Annotated in this window: 20 protein-coding genes and 1 pseudogene; 10 read left to right on the top strand and 11 right to left on the bottom strand. The window is 47.7% G+C overall.

Annotation, left to right across the window (positions count from 1 at the left end):
* Positions 1-756: 756 nt before the first annotated feature.
* The 7 genes from QMA35_RS17745 to QMA35_RS17715 form a co-directional block, all read right to left on the bottom strand.
* A complete protein-coding gene (locus QMA35_RS17745) occupies positions 757-1,209 on the bottom strand; it encodes a DoxX family protein (protein ID WP_281648491.1) in 453 nt (150 codons plus the stop codon).
* 20 nt (positions 1,210-1,229) lie between these two features.
* A complete protein-coding gene (locus QMA35_RS17740; protein WP_281648490.1) occupies positions 1,230-1,991 on the bottom strand; it encodes a DNA-binding domain-containing protein in 762 nt (253 codons plus the stop codon).
* Entirely contained in the window at positions 1,988-2,911 is a 924-nt protein-coding gene (locus QMA35_RS17735) for a DUF692 domain-containing protein (RefSeq protein ID WP_281648489.1), read from the bottom strand. Before QMA35_RS17735 ends, QMA35_RS17740 begins: the two co-directional genes overlap by 4 nt.
* 15 nt (positions 2,912-2,926) lie before the next feature.
* Positions 2,927-3,202, bottom strand: a complete 276-nt coding sequence (locus QMA35_RS17730) for a DUF2282 domain-containing protein (RefSeq protein ID WP_281648488.1) — start codon at positions 3,200-3,202, stop codon at positions 2,927-2,929.
* An 18-nt stretch (positions 3,203-3,220) separates the two neighbouring features.
* Complete coding sequence (trxA, locus tag QMA35_RS17725) at positions 3,221-3,553, bottom strand: thioredoxin (protein ID WP_281648487.1); 333 nt, start codon at positions 3,551-3,553, stop codon at positions 3,221-3,223.
* Between the two features lie 70 nt (positions 3,554-3,623).
* Positions 3,624-4,106, bottom strand: a complete 483-nt coding sequence (locus tag QMA35_RS17720) for a YHS domain-containing (seleno)protein (RefSeq protein ID WP_281648486.1) — start codon at positions 4,104-4,106, stop codon at positions 3,624-3,626.
* A gap of 184 nt (positions 4,107-4,290) precedes the next feature.
* Positions 4,291-4,629 (bottom strand): carboxypeptidase-like regulatory domain-containing protein, encoded by a 339-nt coding sequence (locus tag QMA35_RS17715; RefSeq protein WP_281648485.1) that lies wholly within the window; start codon positions 4,627-4,629, stop codon positions 4,291-4,293.
* 194 nt (positions 4,630-4,823) lie between these two features.
* Here QMA35_RS17715 and QMA35_RS17710 point away from each other — a divergent pair, with 194 nt between their 5' ends.
* The 6 genes from QMA35_RS17710 (at position 4,824) to QMA35_RS17685 (ending at position 11,413) form a co-directional block, all read left to right on the top strand.
* Complete coding sequence (locus QMA35_RS17710; protein WP_281648484.1) at positions 4,824-5,660, top strand: AraC family transcriptional regulator; 837 nt, start codon at positions 4,824-4,826, stop codon at positions 5,658-5,660.
* A complete protein-coding gene (locus QMA35_RS17705; protein ID WP_281648483.1) occupies positions 5,657-6,382 on the top strand; it encodes an HAD-IA family hydrolase in 726 nt (241 codons plus the stop codon). Before QMA35_RS17710 ends, QMA35_RS17705 begins: the two co-directional genes overlap by 4 nt.
* 143 nt (positions 6,383-6,525) lie before the next feature.
* The gene (locus QMA35_RS17700; RefSeq protein WP_281648482.1) at positions 6,526-7,521 is read left to right on the top strand and encodes a BMP family ABC transporter substrate-binding protein; all 996 of its coding nucleotides are present in this window, start codon (positions 6,526-6,528) and stop codon (positions 7,519-7,521) included.
* A 181-nt stretch (positions 7,522-7,702) separates the two neighbouring features.
* Positions 7,703-9,301, top strand: a complete 1,599-nt coding sequence (locus QMA35_RS17695; protein ID WP_281648481.1) for an ABC transporter ATP-binding protein — start codon at positions 7,703-7,705, stop codon at positions 9,299-9,301.
* Positions 9,298-10,437 carry an ABC transporter permease gene (locus QMA35_RS17690; protein ID WP_281648480.1) on the top strand — a complete coding sequence of 380 codons (1,140 nt, stop codon included), beginning with the start codon at positions 9,298-9,300 and terminating at the stop codon, positions 10,435-10,437. Before QMA35_RS17695 ends, QMA35_RS17690 begins: the two co-directional genes overlap by 4 nt.
* A gap of 1 nt (position 10,438) precedes the next feature.
* Positions 10,439-11,413 (top strand): ABC transporter permease, encoded by a 975-nt coding sequence (locus QMA35_RS17685; RefSeq protein ID WP_348650959.1) that lies wholly within the window; start codon positions 10,439-10,441, stop codon positions 11,411-11,413.
* A gap of 69 nt (positions 11,414-11,482) precedes the next feature.
* On the opposite strand, the gene tenA is transcribed toward QMA35_RS17685, so the two are convergent.
* Together tenA and thiD are read right to left on the bottom strand one after the other, a co-directional pair.
* On the bottom strand, positions 11,483-12,142 hold the full coding sequence (tenA, locus tag QMA35_RS17680; protein WP_281648479.1) for a thiaminase II: 660 nt from the start codon (positions 12,140-12,142) through the stop codon (positions 11,483-11,485).
* Positions 12,139-12,984, bottom strand: a complete 846-nt coding sequence (gene thiD / locus QMA35_RS17675) for a bifunctional hydroxymethylpyrimidine kinase/phosphomethylpyrimidine kinase (RefSeq protein WP_281648478.1) — start codon at positions 12,982-12,984, stop codon at positions 12,139-12,141. The genes tenA and thiD overlap by 4 nt, the downstream gene beginning before the upstream one ends.
* A 153-nt stretch (positions 12,985-13,137) precedes the next feature.
* Between thiD and nfsA the strand changes: the two genes are divergently transcribed.
* On the top strand, positions 13,138-13,875 hold the full coding sequence (nfsA, locus tag QMA35_RS17670) for an oxygen-insensitive NADPH nitroreductase (protein ID WP_281648477.1): 738 nt from the start codon (positions 13,138-13,140) through the stop codon (positions 13,873-13,875).
* 502 nt (positions 13,876-14,377) lie between these two features.
* Here nfsA and QMA35_RS17665 read toward each other — a convergent pair.
* A complete protein-coding gene (locus QMA35_RS17665; RefSeq protein ID WP_281648476.1) occupies positions 14,378-15,694 on the bottom strand; it encodes a dicarboxylate/amino acid:cation symporter in 1,317 nt (438 codons plus the stop codon).
* 90 nt (positions 15,695-15,784) lie between these two features.
* On the opposite strand from QMA35_RS17665, the gene QMA35_RS17660 reads away from it, so the two are divergent.
* Positions 15,785-15,961: a hypothetical protein gene (locus tag QMA35_RS17660; RefSeq protein WP_281648475.1), complete on the top strand. Its 177-nt coding sequence runs from the start codon at positions 15,785-15,787 to the stop codon at positions 15,959-15,961.
* 26 nt (positions 15,962-15,987) lie between these two features.
* Positions 15,988-16,761 (top strand): crotonase/enoyl-CoA hydratase family protein, encoded by a 774-nt coding sequence (locus tag QMA35_RS17655; RefSeq protein WP_281648474.1) that lies wholly within the window; start codon positions 15,988-15,990, stop codon positions 16,759-16,761.
* 236 nt (positions 16,762-16,997) lie between these two features.
* Here the strand turns inward: QMA35_RS17655 and QMA35_RS17650 are convergent.
* A pseudogene (locus QMA35_RS17650) lies at positions 16,998-17,141 on the bottom strand (IS1380 family transposase); the annotation flags it as partial.
* Positions 17,142-17,381: 240 nt separating this feature from the next.
* Here QMA35_RS17650 and QMA35_RS17645 point away from each other — a divergent pair.
* Positions 17,382-18,473: a helix-turn-helix domain-containing protein gene (locus QMA35_RS17645; RefSeq protein WP_281648473.1), complete on the top strand. Its 1,092-nt coding sequence runs from the start codon at positions 17,382-17,384 to the stop codon at positions 18,471-18,473.
* Positions 18,474-18,738: the final 265 nt, after the last annotated feature.

Here is an 18,738-nt window from a genome sequence, read left to right as displayed (position 1 = left end):
TGGTCGCAATCCAGTTTATCAACAGACTGATTTTCATCAATTAAAACAACTGGTTAGCTCTTAAGTAAGTGCCATTCGGGTCGGAGTCATTAAAAATGACTAATTCGGGAATAAAGGGGGATAGCGGTTTTGTCGCATCGCCCAAGCTCACCGCCGAAGGCACACTGCAATCACTTTTATAGACGGCACGTACTATGCGCTAGATAGCCAGACTGGCGGCATGGCCAACACACCCATGTCGGTGTTTGGCAAGAATCTGGTGAGTACCCGGCGTTAAGACTTACACCGAGCTGGCTTGCCCGTGGCCCTTGCACTTGTCAGTATAAAAGCAGAAGGAGTCAGTTTGAGCAGTACTTAGACTTCCAGCACCCCGCAGACGTTTATATATCTGCCGGACGGGCAGCTTTTCTTCTGGAGCTATGGAAAACTACGGCAAGTGAGGGTTGCACAGATTGTCATTTTATTCTTCAGCAGCAGACAAACATTGTCACATTATGCTTTATTAAGGCTGTTGTCGTTTTATGCTTCATCCCTGAAGCCCTTGCTATGATGATCTACCCATTGTCGGCTTATACTGTCAAACGACAGTATCTGTAGAATTATTACCTGCCTCGGTACTTTTGTCCTGAGCTTCTTTGAATCGTCTAGGAACTGTATTGCAGGTATTATGATTGCCTTGAGTGGTGTTCCCTTTCTAAAGGGTTTAAAAAACGGCTGTCTATTTATAATTCATAAACAGCCGTAAGGAGAAACAGGTTAGTCGGAGCTTTTTAACAGATTATCAATAGAGAGCTTTCCTGACCCCCACAACACAACTGCAGCCAGCAAAGCTCCCCAGAGAATATGAAGAGTCAAAGCAGCAGGGGCTATTTCTTCCAGACTTACTACTGCTACAACATTCACAAAAGAAAGCCCGATGGCTCCAATCCGGCCGAAAAGACCAAAGAACAACAGAGCAGGAAAAAACAGTTCGCCAAATGTTCCCAGATAAGCGGCCGTTACCGGAGATAGAAAAGGTACAGCATATTCAAGTTCAAACAGGAAAAGAGTTGTTTCCCAGTCGTTAATCTTGAGCAAACCAGCAGAAAAGAAAACCCAGGCTATATAAGCACGTGTACCGGCAAGAGCAACGGGTTGCAGATGATTTAATAAGCGTTCAAAGCCTTCATAAACATTGAATAAGGCTCTGAATGGTGATGTGTTATTCATAGGTTTCTACCTGAAATTATTTATGTGTCAGTGTGTGTTGTTAATTGGAATTCTGTGATCAGATGCTCGCTAATGGCTTCAGGTAGCCAGCTTTCAAAAGCAAAAGGTTCATTTTGAATCGTTTCTAGAGCCAGCCCCAAAGGAGTGCGGTTTCTAATCAGGTTTACCCATTCTTTTTCAGGAGCAAGAACCCTTTTGATATGAACTTTCCATTGTTTTCTCCATATCAAAACGGTTTGGCCCGTTTTGTTATCCAGTTTTTCTTTGGCTTGGGCGAGATGTTTTTGTTTTAAATCTTCAACACCATGATGAGCCATCCAAATATCAAAAATGGGGTATTCAGAAGTCACCGTTTTCAGCGTTGAATTATTAAGAAGCAAGCCGTTCTCTGCTTCTTCTTCAGCCAGTAACTGAAAAGATTCAGTGTTTATCTGAGTATTTCCTGCTCTCTCGCATTGGTGATGCTGCCAGTCCAGTGCGGCGCAGTCAGGTATGTAGGGGTACATATCTGCAATAGAATGGTCTGCCAACCAACGGGGGAAACTTTCTCCCCACTCAGCCCAGTCTCCCTGTGTTGGAGAAGTTACAGCAATAAAGTCACGGCTGAGTATTTTGAATGAATCTTCGCCAACAAGCTGTTCAACTGTTGGATAGCTCAGTGATAAAGACCGGGCAGCATTAGCTAACAAATTACGCTGATAAATCTCTAACCCGCCTCTGTCAAAGTCAGAGTGAGATTCCTGGCTTGCGATAGCATCCATTAGAAGTGGTTGGTAATTCATAGCGCAACACTCTGGGCTTTCTGGTTTTGGGTGTTTTCAGAAAACAGTTCACTGGCTATAGCACGCGCTTTATCTGCTTCATCCAAGAGCACCTGCCATTCCGGGAGGTCGGTATCCCATTCAATTAATGTGGGCACTGAACCAAATTGATTTAAGGCTGTACGGTAAGCTTCCCAGACTATCTCTGAAACCTGACGACTGTGGTCATCAATCATGATTCCCCCTGCTGGAGCAGGAGTACAGCCGGCGAGATGAATTTCGCCTACTGCGTCATAAGAAATGCGCTTAAGCCAGTTTTCTATGCTGGTAAGAATATCGCTACGAGAAGCGATATTGCCGGAGTTGGCGTTAAAGGCGTTCACAGCAAGGTTATTAATATCAATCAGTAAACGGCAACCGGTTTTGTCTACCAATGCGCTGAGAAACTCGGTTTCTTCAAGAGTGTTGCCTTCTGGCGTGATGTAGGCAGACAGGTTTTCCACAAGTAACTGTCGACCGATTTTATCTTGAACCCGTGACACGTTTTCGGCCAGTGTCGTGAGGGAATCATCATCAAATTTAATGGGCAGTAAATCCCCGGCATGGCGAATCTGGTGATCCAGTTCACCCCAGGTAAAGGCGGCATGTTCTGAGACAAGCACAGGTTTTGTCCACTCTATAAGATGAGCAAACTTATTGAGAAAGTGATCGGGAATACCCGCGTCGGAGCCGAGCCCCATAGATGTGCCATGAATACTAAGGGGGTAGTGTTCAGCAACATCTTTTAGAACTTCAATGGAGGCCCCGCCGCAGGCAAAAAAGTTTTCAGCATGAACTTCAACAAAGTCCAGCTTTGCCGGATGAATCAGGGCATCATGGTAATGGACATGTCGCAGGCCAACACCAACAGGAACCCGGGATTGTGACCATGAATAACTCATAATGCCCGGCTCCGGTTACACTCTTTCTTTGATAATCTTTTTGGCTTCTGCCTTGCTGTAACCACCAAGGTCTTTGCATGTTCCTTTAGTGACAGTCTTCCACTCGCCAATGTCGTTGTCAGTCTTTGCCTGTGCTGCGCAAGAGTGGGTTCCTGCCAGGTTGGCACAGTCGTTCTGGCCAGCCTTGGCAATGCCATAACACTTTTCCTTGGATGCAGCCTGCGCAGTAGAAACCGCTCCAGTTGCAAGAACGGCTGCGAGTCCGGCGGTGATAAGAGCTTTATTCTTCATGGTTAAATCCGTTATCTGTTATTTTCGTTGATCCAGGTGTTTCTGAATCCAGCTGGCTACAGCTGTTTGTGGCTGAGCTCCGCTGAGTTGATCCACGACCTGCCCTTTATGAAGCAGCACCAGTGTCGGAACTCCGCGAATGCCAAATCGACTTGCCAGGGCACTGTGGTCATCAACATTGGCTTTTGCTGATGTCACTTCCGAAGCAAAAGACTCGGCCACTCTTCCAAAAACAGGAAGCATCAGCTGGCACGGTGCACACCAGGGAGCCCAGAAATCAACAAGAGTCCACTCTGACTCTGATTTGATGTGGTCAAACTGGGCTGCACTCTCCAGTTCCAAAACACTCATTTTGAAACCTCCTTTCTATGTACTTTGATTGGAGCGATGTGGATTCACATCGCTCACTTTTTGTAGCGTTTTATCTTTCAAGAAGTTCTTTGGCGCCGATTCGACGAATTTCCGGCCATGTACGGTCAGCTTTGGCAATGTTGCCTGGGATATCTTTTATCCAGCGCTTCTGTACGTCAGCGTTCAAATTGAGATAGAGCTTGTTATCAACAACCTTCCAGGCATTCGGATCACCATCAAACTTCTTTTCAAGACTTGCACCGAAGGCACAGTAACCACCGTATTGAGGCGCATAGCGGCTTGGGTCGGCACGAAAGGTGTCTCTGTTTTCAGCGTTGGAAAATTTGAAAATGGCGTTTTTAAAGGTAGCCATGTACTCACTCGAACCTTTAGTAGGCTTTCCGGCAGTGAAATAACTCACTGGGTCGTAACCATGTAAGGCAACATCGTTAGCATTGGCATTCATATCAGCATCAGCGGCAAATGTGGTGCTGGCAAAAACCAGTACAGAAACTGCTGCCAGTGATTTGAGCGAGTTCTTTACAAAAGACATGTCCATCTCCGCTTCTAGTCAGTTGTTATGCATCAGTGCATGGGGAAACTATAAGAATAAGTGGCAGTTGTTTTGGTTCAGATCGTCTGTGGTTTGATCCAGATAATCCGAAGAAGGCTCAAATGCCAGGCATAAAAAAGCCGATCTGATGATCGGCTTTGGAGAGCTATAAAAGCGGGTTAGACTACTTCTCGGACCCTGAGTAACGGCTGAAGTTCTGAGGCATGCTCTTACCACTACGAGTTTCAGCAACAAGCTCGAATGGGCCAGGAGCAGCAAGGTTGCTGATAACAACACGCCCATTATTATTAGTGGTGTACTCGCGACGAAGATCACCACTGGAGCTATAAAGCTTAACCTTGGCGTTCACGGCAGGCTGACCATCCTGGTAAACAAGTACACGTACAGTAGAAGCTGGAGTCTGCTGGGTGTACATCATTGGCTGTCCGGCCTGAGCGTTAAGGCTCAGGAAAGGGGCTGCGGCCAGTACGGAGAAAAGAGAGGCTTTCAGTAACTGCTTCATGATATTCATCCTTGTATTTAGATCTAAATCGTATCGACAGGGAGTTCCCATATTTATTTATCGTGCTCTACGGGAATAATTTGAGCAGCCCTGTTCACGATCCTAAATATAGGTAGCTGGACAGTATTAACTGGTTCAAATAGTCTCTTATTTGGTTCAAATCGTCTGATTCATAAAAATAAAAGGGCTCTCTATTGGATAAGCTTTCCCGAATTCTGGGGCAATTTACTGTTTCTGCAGGGGTTTTTTATTCTGGTCAGCTGTGTGGCCTGTCCTCTTTTGACAACCCCAAAAGCCAGACTGGTCATATTCATCTGTTGAAACAGGGGTGCCTGGAAGTTACCGAGCTTGGGCAGCCTTCTCAGATCCTGAAAGGCCCAGCTTTGCTGTTTTATCCAAGGCCAATGGCTCACCAAATAAAAGCAGAGGATGCTGATAACACAGAGATTGTTTGTGCTTCCGTACTTTACGGTGCCGGACCTGACAACCCACTGGCTTCGTCTTTGCCCTCTATCGTGAGTGTGCCCCTTGAAGGGCGTAATGACAGGCTTGGTTGTGCGGTGGAATGGCTGTTTGAAGAGGCTTTTTCAGAGCATAGTGCTCGTCAGGTGGTTATGGACAGGTTGTGTGAAATTCTGATTATCCAGCTCTTGCGCGGAGTTATGGAGGCTGGGGAAGTTGATGGGGGAATGCTGGCAGGGTTATCTCATCCGCAAATTTCACGGGCAATTGATGTTATACACAATGCTCCCAAAAAAAACTGGTCTCTACAGGAGTTGGCCGAAGTGGCGGCCATGTCCCGTTCCCGATTTGCAGAATTGTTCAGGGAAACCGTTGGGCAAACGCCCGGAGATTATCTTACGTCCTGGCGCATAGAGTTGGCGAAAGCCTTGCTGAAAAATGATAAACCTGTTGGTTGGGTTGCTAACGAGGTGGGTTATGATACGGCTTCCGCTCTGGCCCGGGTGTTTCGAAAGAAGAATGGTGTTTCCCCTCGGGAGTGGTTAAGCAATATTCAGGAAAATGAATGATTCAGTTAATTACTTTCGATTTGGATGACACGCTTTGGGATAACGGACCGGTTATCCGCAAGGCCGTTAAAGAGTGTTATAGCTGGCTATTAAAAAAATGCCCTGAGCTGGAAGGTGTTTACGATTCTGTATCTTTAAATGATCTGAAAGACGAAATTAAAAGTACCAGGCCTGAATTCGCGCACCGGGTGAGTGAGGTGCGTGTGGTGGGTATGAAAATGGCGCTGGAGCGTGTCGGCTATAAAACAGATGAAGCTATGATACTGGCTCGTGAAGCGTTTGAAGTGTTTCATCACTGGCGCCATCAGATTGAGCTGTTTGAAGGGGCAGAAGAGGTTCTGGAACAGCTTGCTGAAAAATATCCTCTTGCTGTGGTGACCAATGGCAATGCTGATGTAAAAAAATTGGGCCTGGGGAAATATTTTCGTTTCTCCGTCAGTGCTGAAGATATGAATCGCAGTAAGCCAGACCCTGTCGTATTTATGCGTGTTCTGGAGCTTGCAGGTGTGACTCCTGAACATGCCATTCACGTGGGTGATAATTTGATCACTGATGTTCAGGGAGCGTCAGATGTGGGGATGCGAACGGTATGGTTCAACCCTGACAAGGCTGCCATAAAAAAGGCTGCCATAACAGAAGAAAACTACAAGCCAGACAGCGTCGTTCATTCTTTGGAAGACATTCCTGCGGCGATTGAGAATCTTTCTGTAAGGGTGTGGTAAGCAAACGGTCAATGTTTGTTCTTGTAAATTTTTATTCCCTTTGTGGTTAAATAATGTTCTATTGACCTGTGTGGGTTGTATTGAACTACCAACTACAAACATTATACTCTCGCAAAAAAAAAACACACACACAAGGACAGACAATGCGAACTGCTTTTAAGCTGGCCGCCGGCATCGCCATGAGCGCCATTGCTGCTGTATCTCAGGCGCAAATCAAACCTTCTGTTATCTATGACATGGGCGGTAAATTTGACCGTTCTTTCAATCAGGCCAGTTACACTGGTGCTGAGGCCTTCAAGAAAGAAACCGGAATCAGCTACACCGATTTTGAGATCACCAACGAAGGTCAACGTGAGCAGGTTATGCTCCGTTTCGCTCAACGTGGCTTTTCCCCTATCGTTGTAGCTGGTTTTCAGCAAGCTCCAATTGTTGAAAAAATCGCTAAGCAATTCCCTGATACACACTTCGTTATGGTCGACGCTGTTGTTGACCTGCCTAACGTACGTTCCGTTATCTTCAAGGAGCACGAAGGCTCCTTCCTGGTTGGTGCACTGGCCACCATGAAGAGCCAGAACAAAGCGGTTGGTTTTATCGGCGGTATGGACATCCCTCTGATCCGCAAGTTCGGTTGTGGCTATGAGCAGGGCGCGAAGTACATCAATAAGGACGCAACCGTTCTGGCTAACATGACCGGCACTACTCCTTCAGCCTGGAACGATCCCACCAAGGGTAGCGAACTGGCCAAGGCTCAGTTCGATAAGGGCGTTGACGTAATTTATGCAGCGGCTGGTGGCACCGGCGTTGGTGTTTATCAAGCGGCTGTTGATGCGGGTAACCTTGCTATCGGTGTAGACAGCAACCAGAACTACCTGCATCCCGGCAAGATGCTGACTTCCATGGTTAAGCGTGTTGACCTGGTAACCAAAACAGCTTTTGAAGACGAACTGAACGGCAAGTTTACTGCTGGTCTGCAGGTTGTTGGCCTGCAGGAAGGTGGTGTTGATTGGGCTCTGGATGAGTACAACCGTGACCTGCTGACTGAAGCTGATATCAAGCGCATGGGCGAGATCCGTGAAGGCATCATTGCCGGTGATATCAAGGTACACAACTGGGAAGACACTCAGTCCTGCACCTACTGATTGATCAAAACCGCTGTAAAGAAATCAGCTGTGCCGGCACTTTTGTCGGCACAGCTGTCTTCAAGTACCGGGTTAACCCGGGCTTTGTGACTTAAAGACCTCTCCTGCTTTTCGTGAACAGGAAAACAGACCGGCAATAAATCAACCAGTTTCTGGGAAAAAACCGGTCAGGTAATCAGGTATGACTGCACCTGCAATAGAACTCAAATCCATTAATAAACGGTTTGGCCCTGTTTGGGCGAACCGTGATATCGATCTTAAGGTTATGCCGGGCACTGTGCACGGTATTGTTGGCGAAAACGGTGCCGGCAAATCAACCCTAATGTCCATTCTTTATGGTTTTTATACTGCTGATACTGGCCAGATTCTGGTGAACGGACAGCATATAAATATCCAGAACAGCCAACAGGCTATTGCCGCAGGCATTGGTATGGTGCACCAGCACTTTATGCTTGTTGAGCCGTTTACTGTTCTTGAAAACGTGATGCTGGGAATGGAAGGGCAGGGTTTGTTGGCCCGAGCCCAAAGCAAAGCTCGTAAAGCTTTGAACGAGATTGCATCCCGCTATGGTCTGGATATTGATCCGGATGCCATTGTTGGTGACCTCCCTGTTGGCTTGCAGCAGCGCGTAGAGATTCTTAAAGCGTTGTATCGTGGTGCAAAGATTCTGATTCTTGATGAACCCACCAGTGTTTTGACTCCCCAGGAAACAGGTCAGCTGTTTAATATTCTTGAATCTCTGCGTAGCCAAGGTGTAACGGTACTTCTGATTACCCACAAATTGCGGGAGATCATGGCTATCACCAATCATGTGTCTGTTATGCGTGCAGGCAAGATGGTTGCCCACCGGGATACAGATAGAACGAATCCTGAAGAACTGGCCGAACTGATGGTGGGTCGTAAGGTTCTTTTAAAAGTTGATAAGCGGCCAGCCTGTCCCGGTGAAAACCGGATGACGGTGAATAAAGTCGGTTATGTCGATGATCGCGGTGTAAAACGGCTGAAAGATATCAGCTTCTCTCTGCGTTCTGGCGAAATTCTGGGTGTTGCTGGTGTAACTGGCAACGGGCAGTCAGAACTTATGAAAATTCTGACTGGCGCGTTACAGCCTTCTACTGGCTCTGTTTCTTTAGAAACAGGAGCCGGTGTTCATGTGCTCAAAGTTGGCGAATGGCCGGATGCCGGGCAGATGCGTGATTACGGCATGGGCCATGTTCCTGAAGATCGTTTGCAGCAAGGCGTAGTAAAGAGTTTTGATGCCAGTGAGAATGCCATTCTTGGTTATCACAACAAAGAAGAATACGGCAGCCCGCTACTCAAACCTGAAAACATCGTGAATGCCACTCTGGAATTGATGGAGGCATACGATGTTCGCCCTCAGCTACCTTCCCTGAAAACGGCAAACTTCTCTGGTGGTAACCAACAGAAACTGGTGCTGGCACGGGAGATGATGAAAGAGCCGGATATTCTGATTATCGGGCAACCAACCCGTGGTGTGGATATCGGCGCGATTGAATTTATTCATCGAAACCTGATTGCTGCCCGTGATAAAGGAGCAGCTGTATTACTGGTTTCTGTGGAGCTGGATGAGATTCTGTCTCTGGCAGATCGCATTATTGTTATGAATGATGGTGCTATCACTGGTGAGGTTGTTGCCAGTGAAACCAATGAAACAGAATTGGGTGTTTTGATGACATCTACAGCCGACGCTGACGCCCCTGTTTTTGAGGACAAGGGGCACAGTGGGAAATATGAGAAGAAAGAGGAGGCTGCAGCATGAGTCAACTGGCCGCGGTCGAAAGCCCACGCTGGGTAAGAATCGGCCTTATACCTTTACTGCAACTGGTGCTGGCACTGGCAGTGTCTAGTCTGGTGGTGCTGATGATTGGAGAAGATCCAATCAGAGCATTCAAAATCATGATTCACGGTGCCATCAGTACCGAATTTGGAGGATTGAGTAATACCCTGTATTACGCCACCAACTTCATTTTTACTGGTCTGGCAGTAGCGGTGGCCTTCCATGCCGGCCTGTTTAATATCGGTGGTGAAGGTCAGGCATACGTCGCTGGTCTTGCTGTGGCTCTTGTCTGCCTGACTCTGGACAGTACTTTAAACGTCTGGTTTATCGCGCCGCTGGTAGTTATTGGTTGTGCTGCGTTCGGTGCACTCTGGGGCGTGATTCCTGGTTACCTGCAGGCTAAGCGTGGTTCCCATATTGTAGTGACTACCATTATGTTCAACTTCATTGCTACGGCTTTGATGAGTTATGCGCTGGTGGTATGGATTTCTCCTCTGGGTGGGAACTCAACTGATAGCCGTTACTGGGCTTCTGATGCTGTGATACCTAAAGTTCACGAGCTTGCACCGAGTCTGGGTTTTGAAGCGTCTTTCTCTTTGTTGAGCCCTGTACTGCTGGTGGCTCTGGCCTGCTGTGCTCTGGTTTGGATTCTCATTTGGCGCACTCGATTGGGTTTTGCTATTCGTACTGTGGGTAGCAATCCTAATGCTGCGACGTATGCGGGTATTAATGCCAACCGGGTCATCATTATCACTATGGCGATTTCCGGTGCGCTGGCTGGGATGATGGCTTTCAATGAAGCCTATGCTGCTCAGGGGCGACTGATCCTGAACTTCACCAGTGGTTTTGGTTTTATGGGAATCGCTGTTGCTTTGATGGGGCGTAACCATCCTTTCGGTATCGTTCTGGCCGCTCTACTGTTTGGTGCTCTGTACCAGGGCGGCACGGAGCTTCAGTTTGAAATCCCTTCCATTAGCCCCCAGATGGTTCTTGTTATTCAAGGTCTTGTGGTGTTCTTTACCGGTGCACTGGATCGTTTGATTCGCGAGCCTGTGGAAGCAGTATTCCAGCGTCGTGCAATTGCCAACGCTAACGCAGCTGTAGCAGGAGGAAACTGAAATGGATATGTTTGATCAGCTTTTCTCCTTGTTGGGAGCCTCTATCCGCATGGCAACACCGCTGATTTTTGCGGCCATGGCGGGTATTTATTCTGAGCGCTCGGGTATTGTAGATATCGGCCTTGAAGGCAAGATGCTGTTTGGTGCTTTTGCCGCAGCTGTTGTGAGCTTTGAAACTGGTAATCCATTCTTTGGATTGCTGGGAGGTATTGCTATCTGCATTTTGTTATCGCTTATGCATGGTTTTGCATCGGTGAAGATGCGTGGTGACCAGGTGATTTCTGGTTTGGCGGTGAACTTTCTGGCTTCCGGTTTAACAGTGACTCTTGGCCACGCTTGGTATAGCCAGGGTGGTTTGACGCCGGCTCTTACGAATGCTCAGCGCTTTACTGGTATTACTTTGCCTGGAGCGGAGTGGCTAGGGGAAAATATTCCGGTTATTGGACCGCTCTATGAGCAGGTGATTTCCGGGCACAATATTCTGGTTTATGTTGCTTTTGGTGTTGTGGCTCTGACTTACTGGGTATTGTTCAATACCCGCTTTGGTCTGCGCCTACGTGCAACAGGTGAAGAGCCTAATGCTGTAGACAGTGCTGGTATTTCTGTGGCCTGGGTACGTTACCGTGCGGTTATTATTGCCGGTGTGTTGTGTGGCTTTGCTGGCACTTATCTCTCTATTGCTCAGAATGCCGCGTTCCAGCGGGAGATGACTTCGGGGCGGGGTTATATTGCACTAGCGGCGGTTATTTTCGGTAAGTGGCATCCCCGTGGAGCATTGGCTGCCTGTCTGTTGTTTGGTTTCCTGCAGGCTTTGGAAACTCGTGTGCAGAATGTGGAAATTCCAATGATTGGTGAATTGCCCAGTCAGTTGTTCTCTGCTATTCCTTACATTATTACTGTCGTATTGTTGGCAGGGTTTATTGGTAAGGCTATAGCTCCAAAGGCTGTGGGCGTACCTTATGTGAAGGAGAGATAAGTCTCTTTGAGTTGGGTTACGCCACTTTGTGGCTAACCCAATCTCCTATTTATTCTGGTTATTCTGGTATCAGGCTTCGTAACCTTGTTCCCAGAATGAAATTTCCATACGGGTCGCATCCCGGAAAATCTTTTTCACCCGCTTCGCCATCTGGCTTTCGGAAGGCATTTCAGCCAGCAGTTCATCCAGTTGATTAACAGTATCAACGACAGACGCCTGATACTCTTCACCGCTGTAGGTTTCGATCCACTCCCGGTAAGGATTTCCTTCAAACACTGTATCTTGATGACTGGCAAGCCACTTGCCAATAACGCCATAGCCAATAGAGCAAGGAGCCAGGGCTGCGTAAAGATCTGTCAGAGAACCGGACTGGCCAGCATCCAGCACAAGACGGGTATAGGCGACTGTGCCGGTGGCTTCAGGAATAGCCTGCATATCTTCTTCAGTCAGTCCCCAGTTTTTGCAGTATTCCACATGCAAACGGGATTCATGACCAATTAAACCCTGCAGAGCCTCCATGGGTTTTTGCATGGCAGCAAAGTTATCGCTCTTGTATACCGCTAGAGCATAAGCGCGGGCAAAGTGGATCAGGAACAGGTAATCCTGTTGCAGGTAGTGCCGGAATGCAGCTTCTGGCAGGGCGCCATTGGCCAGCTCTCTTACAAAACGATGTTTTGTGTATTCTTCCCAGTCGCTTTCACAGCTGGCAATCAGGTCAGAAACTTTCATGCGTTGCTCTCCTGTGAAGTGCTCTCCTGTGAAGTGCTCTCCCAGTGAGCATGAAAATGATGAACGGGACCATGGCCACTGCCAATAGAAAGGTTGTCAGCTTTGGCGATGGCTTGTGCGATATAATCTTTTGCTTGTTTCACGGCGTCGGTAAGTTCAACACCCCGGGCAAGCTGTGCGGTAATAGCAGACGACAGGGTGCAACCTGTACCGTGAGTATTTTCTGTTGGGAAACGTGGAGATGACAGGCGGTGTAAAGTCTTGCCGTCATGGAACAGGTCAACGCTTTCGCTGCCCCCTAGATGACCACCTTTAATCAGAACTGAGCGGCTTCCCAGTACCAATAGTGGCTCTACCATATCTTCCATTTCTTCAATGGTTTCCGGAATGCTGGTATTCAGCAAAACGGCGGCTTCCGGCAGGTTGGGTGTAATCACCGTTGCCATGGGTATCAGACACTCCTTCAGAGTGTTAATGGCATCATCCTGAAGCAGTTTGTCACCACTGGTGGCAACCATCACCGGATCAACAACAAGCAGTTCAACGTTATTTGCTTTTAGGCCTTCGGCTACGGCACGAATCATAGGTTCTTGGCTCAACATGCCGATTTTAACGGCATTTACCGGAATATCTGAGAACACAGAATCCATCTGGGCGCGGATGAATTCCGGGGTAACATCGAATATGCCTTGTACGCCAAGTGTGTTCTGGGCGGTGAGGGCGGTGATGACAGAGCAGCCATAGGCGCCTAGAGCGGAGAAGGCTTTGAGGTCGGCCTGAATTCCAGCGCCACCACCACTATCGGAACCGGCAATTGTGAGAGCAATAGGGGTATGATTCATTGTGTACCGTTACGCCATGTTCAACAGCGACTTTTAATGGATTTTGTGGGAATCAGGATTCTAACTCATGTCCAGGGATTGTTGTTGTTTTATGATGCTGAGCGCGCCCTGGATTCTATCTGTATAGTTATGGGTAAAAACGGGGGGGGAGCTATGTCCGATTCTGTTATTGAATTATTAAAATCACACCGTTCCATTCGCAAGTTTACCGATCAGCCAGTGGATGAAGATCTGGTCAGGGAGTTGATCAGGGCGGGGCAGAGTGCTGCTACCTCCAGTAATTTGCAGGGAGTCAGTGTTGTCCGGATAAGAAGTCCGAAAACCCGGGCCAGCATTGCCGAACTTGCCGGTGGGCAGAGTTATGTGGAATCTGCGGCCGCATTTTTCATGTTCTGCGCCGACCTGAATCGTTCAGGTTATTGTTGCGAAACTCTGGGCGGTAAGCTGGCTGACGGGATGACAGAACACTTTATTATTGCCACCGTTGATGTCGCCCTGTTTGCCCAGAATGTTGCTGTTGCCGCAGAGTCGGAAGGGCTGGGTATCTGTTATATCGGTGGAATTCGCAATAACCCTTCAAAGGTGAGTGAATTGTTAGAGCTGCCAGAGAATGTTTATCCGGTGTTTGGTATGTGCATTGGCTATCCGGATCAGAATCCTGATATCAAGCCCCGCTTGCCTGTAGATATGGTTCTAATGGAAGAAACCTGGCAGCCCTTACAGCAGGATATGCTGGATGAATATGATGCCACGATGCGTGAATACTACAGAACGCGTAGTAATGGAAAGCTGAATCGAACCTGGAGCGCAGATATGGAAGCGCTTCTGGGGAAAGAGTCACGTCCCCACATGAAAGAATTCCTCAGCAGTAAAGGCTTTAAAATGCGGTAGCCTAAACAGGTTAGCGAGTTGCCCTAGTGGCTAAAGGACTATTTGGCTTCTCGGTACGAGTTTGTGCAAAGGGTTCAGCGGGTGGTTTCCAAACCTACAGAAACATGCCTTAGGTACTATAAGCCGGTATTCCTTCCCAGGGGCGGTTTTCAGTAAGCAGATAGACAACGCCCCGCATAAGCGGGGCATTTAAAGAGATACGTCTGTTATTATTCTTTTTATTAGTATTCTTCTTATCTGACTTGTCTGGTTTACAGGCTTTATTCTTATTATCGTTTTTCTTCTTATTATTCAGCCTGATGGATTGATTCTCTTAGCGGAACCTTGTTTCCCTCTTTTGCACTTGTGATAGAGCAGATACCGTGCCAGAAAATGAAATCCCTTGTGTACCAAGGGATAGCGGCAATATGTGTATTTTTTCTATATACAGGTTGTTACAGTTCCTGAGGTTATAAGTGCAAGTGCTACTTTAAGTGTTACCCTGTCGTGTAACGGGTAACACTTACGGCTGGGGTTGTGTATCGGTGATGTGGTGGAAGTCTATGGTTTCTTCCTGCTCTCCAGCATGGTCATCGTTGAAAATAGCAATGTCGAACTCATTTTCGCTCTTGGCAACAATGCAGGTAACCGCGCAGTCGCCTGTTACGTTCACAGCTGTTCTTACCATATCGAGTAAACGGTCAACGCCCATAATTATGGCTATGCCTTCCAGTGGCAGGCCAACCTGTTGCAGAACCATAGCCAGCATAATGAGGCCAACACCCGGAACTCCGGCTGTACCAATAGATGCGAGAGTCGCGGTGAGAATAACGGTGAGATAGTCTCCTAAAGTCAGGTCAATGCTGAACGCTTGAGCTATAAAAACGGTCGCCACACCCTGCATCATCGCTGTGCCATCCATATTAATAGTGGCACCCAGTGGGATGGTGAAAGATGCCACACGATTGCTGGCTCCCAGTCGGCGGCTTACGGTCTCCATAGAAACAGGAATCGTGGCACTGCTTGAAGAGGTACTGAAAGCAAACAGGAGGGCATCTTCCATTTTTTTCATAAACCGAATTGGACTGAGTCCACCTACAAAACGAAGAAGAATGAAGTAGGTTAAACAAACGTGAAGGGTTAGAACGCCAAGCAGCAGGAAGAAGTACTTAATAAGATTCAGGATGGCGTCAAACTCGATGGTAGTAAACAGTCGAGCCATCAGCGCAAATACCCCGTATGGAGCAAGATTCATCAGCAGGGTTACCAACTTCATAATAACTTCATTCAGGCTGATGAAAATATCAGCGATGGGCTGTCCTTTTTTCCCTGATGCGGCAATGGATATACCGAACAGCAAAGCAAAAACAATAATCTGTAAGGCATTTCCTTTGGCCATAGCTGCAATCGGGTTACTGGGGAACAGGTTAATCAGAACATTGCTGAGGGGCGGCGCTTCCTGCGGGGTGAAGCCTGCGGCACTTTCGAGGTTTGCACCAACACCAGGTTCAACCAATAGAGCTGCCGCGATGGCCATACTTATGGCGACACATGTCGTGAGAATATATAGAGCGACTGTTTTTAACCCCAGCCGACCAAGGGTTGAGGCATCTTTCAGTGTGCAGGTGCCGCAGACAAGGGAAACAAAAATCAGTGGAACAACCAGCATTTTCAGGCAGGTAACGAAAATTTTGCCGAGAATAAGAAGAAGGCCATCTGTTATATAGGTTGTGACAAACGGGCTTTCAGGGAATAAAAAACGCAGTAAGAAGCCAACCAGAATACCGGTCACCATGCCGATAACAACCTTGGTTGTCAGGGAAAATTTGCCCTGGCCCATGACACCACCCTCAAGAAATAACCAAGGCAGTATAGGCGGTGGTTTGATAGATGATGTTTGTCAGAAGCGGGAGTTAAAGAGGAAAACTTAATGCTGGTCAGAGTTCTTGGGTGTAGAGAAGCTTCCGACCCACTTCACGCTAACTCATCTATTGTGGTTGAACAGGGCAGGTGGCGGCTGGTCATTGATCTGGGTGATTCCGCAGCTCAGCAACTTCAACAGACCCTGGGATGGGTTGACCCTGCTCGACAACAGGTTACTTTATAAAAAATAATACAATCGGGCAGGAATACATGAGTCGTTCCCCAGTTGTTGTTGAAAAACTCGATCACATCACCGTGGTGCGTTTGAATCGCCCCGAAAGAAAAAACGCTATAGATCGCCCAACAGCCGAAGCATTACATCAAGCTTTTGAAGAGTTTGATTCTGATACTATGGCTCGGGTGGCGGTGCTAACCGGGGCTGAGGGTGTGTTCTGTTCTGGTGCCGATTTAAAGGCTGTTTCTAATCCTGAAACCAGAAACAATATTGATTCTGATGGTGCTGGGCCTCTGGGCCCAACCCGAATGCAGTTATCCAAACCTGTTATCGCGGCTATTGAAGGTTATGCGGTCGCTGGTGGGCTGGAGCTGGCATTATGGTGTGATATGCGGATAGCCAGTTCAAATGCTGTGTTTGGTGTTTTTTGCCGCCGCTGGGGTGTTCCTTTGATTGATGGTGGAACTGTTCGTCTGCCTCGAATTATTGGCCAGGGGCGAGCTATGGATATGATACTGACTGGTCGATCTGTGAATGCTGAAGAAGCGCTAAGCTGGGGGCTGGCGAATAGGATTGTTGAAGAAGGAAAGGCTCTCAACGAGGCTTTAGAGCTGGCTCAACAGATTGCAGGGTTTTCTCAAGAGTGTATGAAGGCTGATAGGCTCAGTGCGTATAACCAATGGAACTGGCCTCTTGAACGGGCGCTTAGAGAAGAGGGCTGTTCTGCCAGCCAGGTTTTGGAACAAGAAGGGGTGGCAGGGGCGATGCGTTTCAGTAATGGCGCTGGTAGACATGGCTCATTTGAATAAAGGTATTTCTTACATTCAGCCTGTTAATGTGTCCCGCAACAAGATGAAACCCTGAACAGGTTCTTCATCATTACGGGTTACGCTGATGCTGGCACGAATGAATTACAGGCACACCTCCCCCTTACCCCATTGTTTATTTATTCTCAGTTTATTCCGTGCCGGGAACAGCACCTGTTTCTCTATCCGGGCACAAGCTTCCTGGAAATGGTGTGAAACAACTCTTTATACACAAAGGTACGGGTTAACCCCGTCTTCCGGTCTATCTGTCGTAGAAGCAAAACACCGGCATTGGATGTGATGTCACCACCAGAAAAATCAGCCTGAACGAGCCGTGTCTGGCAGCGTGAAAAACGAGTGATGGGAGGATTACAATCTGTCATGGGCGATTTGTTCGTTATGTTTGGCGTAAGCAACTGAACAATAACAAAAACCATCTCGCCCTCTTATTTTGGTGAAATACTCGGGCTAGAGCCTGCAATGATCAATGATGAATGTGGCACCATGGCGCTAAAAAGTAGCTTTTCTGTATTTCACACGACACATTTCCGACGTAGAATTGGCCGCCTCTCAACCAATAAAAAATATAAATACATAATCAATGCTCATTACAGGGCTCGCATATGGATGATGCGTTTATGCACTGGTCTGCAACGCCGACAGAAAGTACTACTGATTTTGTTCTACTCCCTGCTGGTCTACTAGCTGCTGGTAAAGATGAATACCAGCATGAAAGACGTGGTGAGACACAATTTCCACACACGACAGATTTTCTTATTCGTCGCATTAGCACAACGGATATCGAACAACTGAAAAACTCTGAAGTTGGTCGACATCGGCGTTATTTACAATTAAACCCTGGCACTTTAGAGAACCGCTTGTGTGAAATTAAGCTTGACGGTGTGATTCTTGTTCGTGAACAACTGAATGTTGGAGTACAGATACAAGCAGGCCCTCCTGATAATTTTTTCCCACTTGCTGTAGCTTTGTCCCCCCCGGCCCGTGTCCGTTTTTGCGGGCAGGAAGTCGTAGAGAACACTATGTTTCAGGGCACAGGAGGAGAATGGGATATGGCTTTTAACCACCCCTTTGGTTATATGTCCAGTGTTCTCGATACATCAGTGCTTGAAAACTGGACTACACAGCTGACAAACCATGAACCTCATAATCAATGGTTTGTCAGCCGCATGCGTTGTGTCCCGCTGCCACTACTCAAACTCTACAAAGCCAGGCTGGCAGACATCTTTTTTACCGTTGAGCGCTCTCCCGAAATCCTTCATAACCCAAACGTGCGACATGTGCTGAGTCAGCAGATAATCTACCTTTCTGTCAAACTATTATTCTCCACTCTTGAGACATGTTCCCCCCTTGAAAAGTCAAGCCGTCGGCTGAAAGGTGTGCAGCGAGTCGTTGAGTATCTGAAGGTGCATGCTGGTGAACTGCCGACTCTTCCTGAGCTGTGTGCGGTGGCCCAGTTAAGTGAACGCAGTCTGGAATATGGTTTTCGTGAGCAGTTGGGAGTCACACCCATACGCTATTTGACTCTTGTGCGCCTCAATGGGGCTCGTCGGGATCTTTATCTTTCTGATCCTGTAACAACACGGGTGGCTGATGTTGCCATGAGCTGGGGCTTTATCGAGTTAGGTCGGTTTTCAGGTGTTTATGCACGGATGTTTCAGGAGCGTCCTTTACAAACATTGCGTCGTATAAACTGACGGAGTCACACAAGCGAAAGACGATGGGTTTCATAGGCTCCCGATCGACTATGTTGCCACACCCCTAGTTGCCACACCCACTACCAGAGATATTGCAAGCTCCGTTCACAAGCACGGGATTATCAACGTTTGCCGTTTTCTTTGGTTCTGGGTAATGAAAAGCGCCTGTAGAGTTCCCTTTAAAAATGGCCTCGTCAGTAAAATCTGTGGGTCATTTCAGGCTCGGGGAGCTTGCCGAGGGCATGATATAAAGCAATTTCCGCAC

The sequence above is a fragment of the Parendozoicomonas sp. Alg238-R29 genome (genome assembly GCF_947331445.1).
Taxonomy (GTDB): Bacteria; Pseudomonadota; Gammaproteobacteria; order Pseudomonadales; family Endozoicomonadaceae; genus Sansalvadorimonas.
This window is presented reverse-complemented; position numbering and strand designations above follow the sequence as displayed.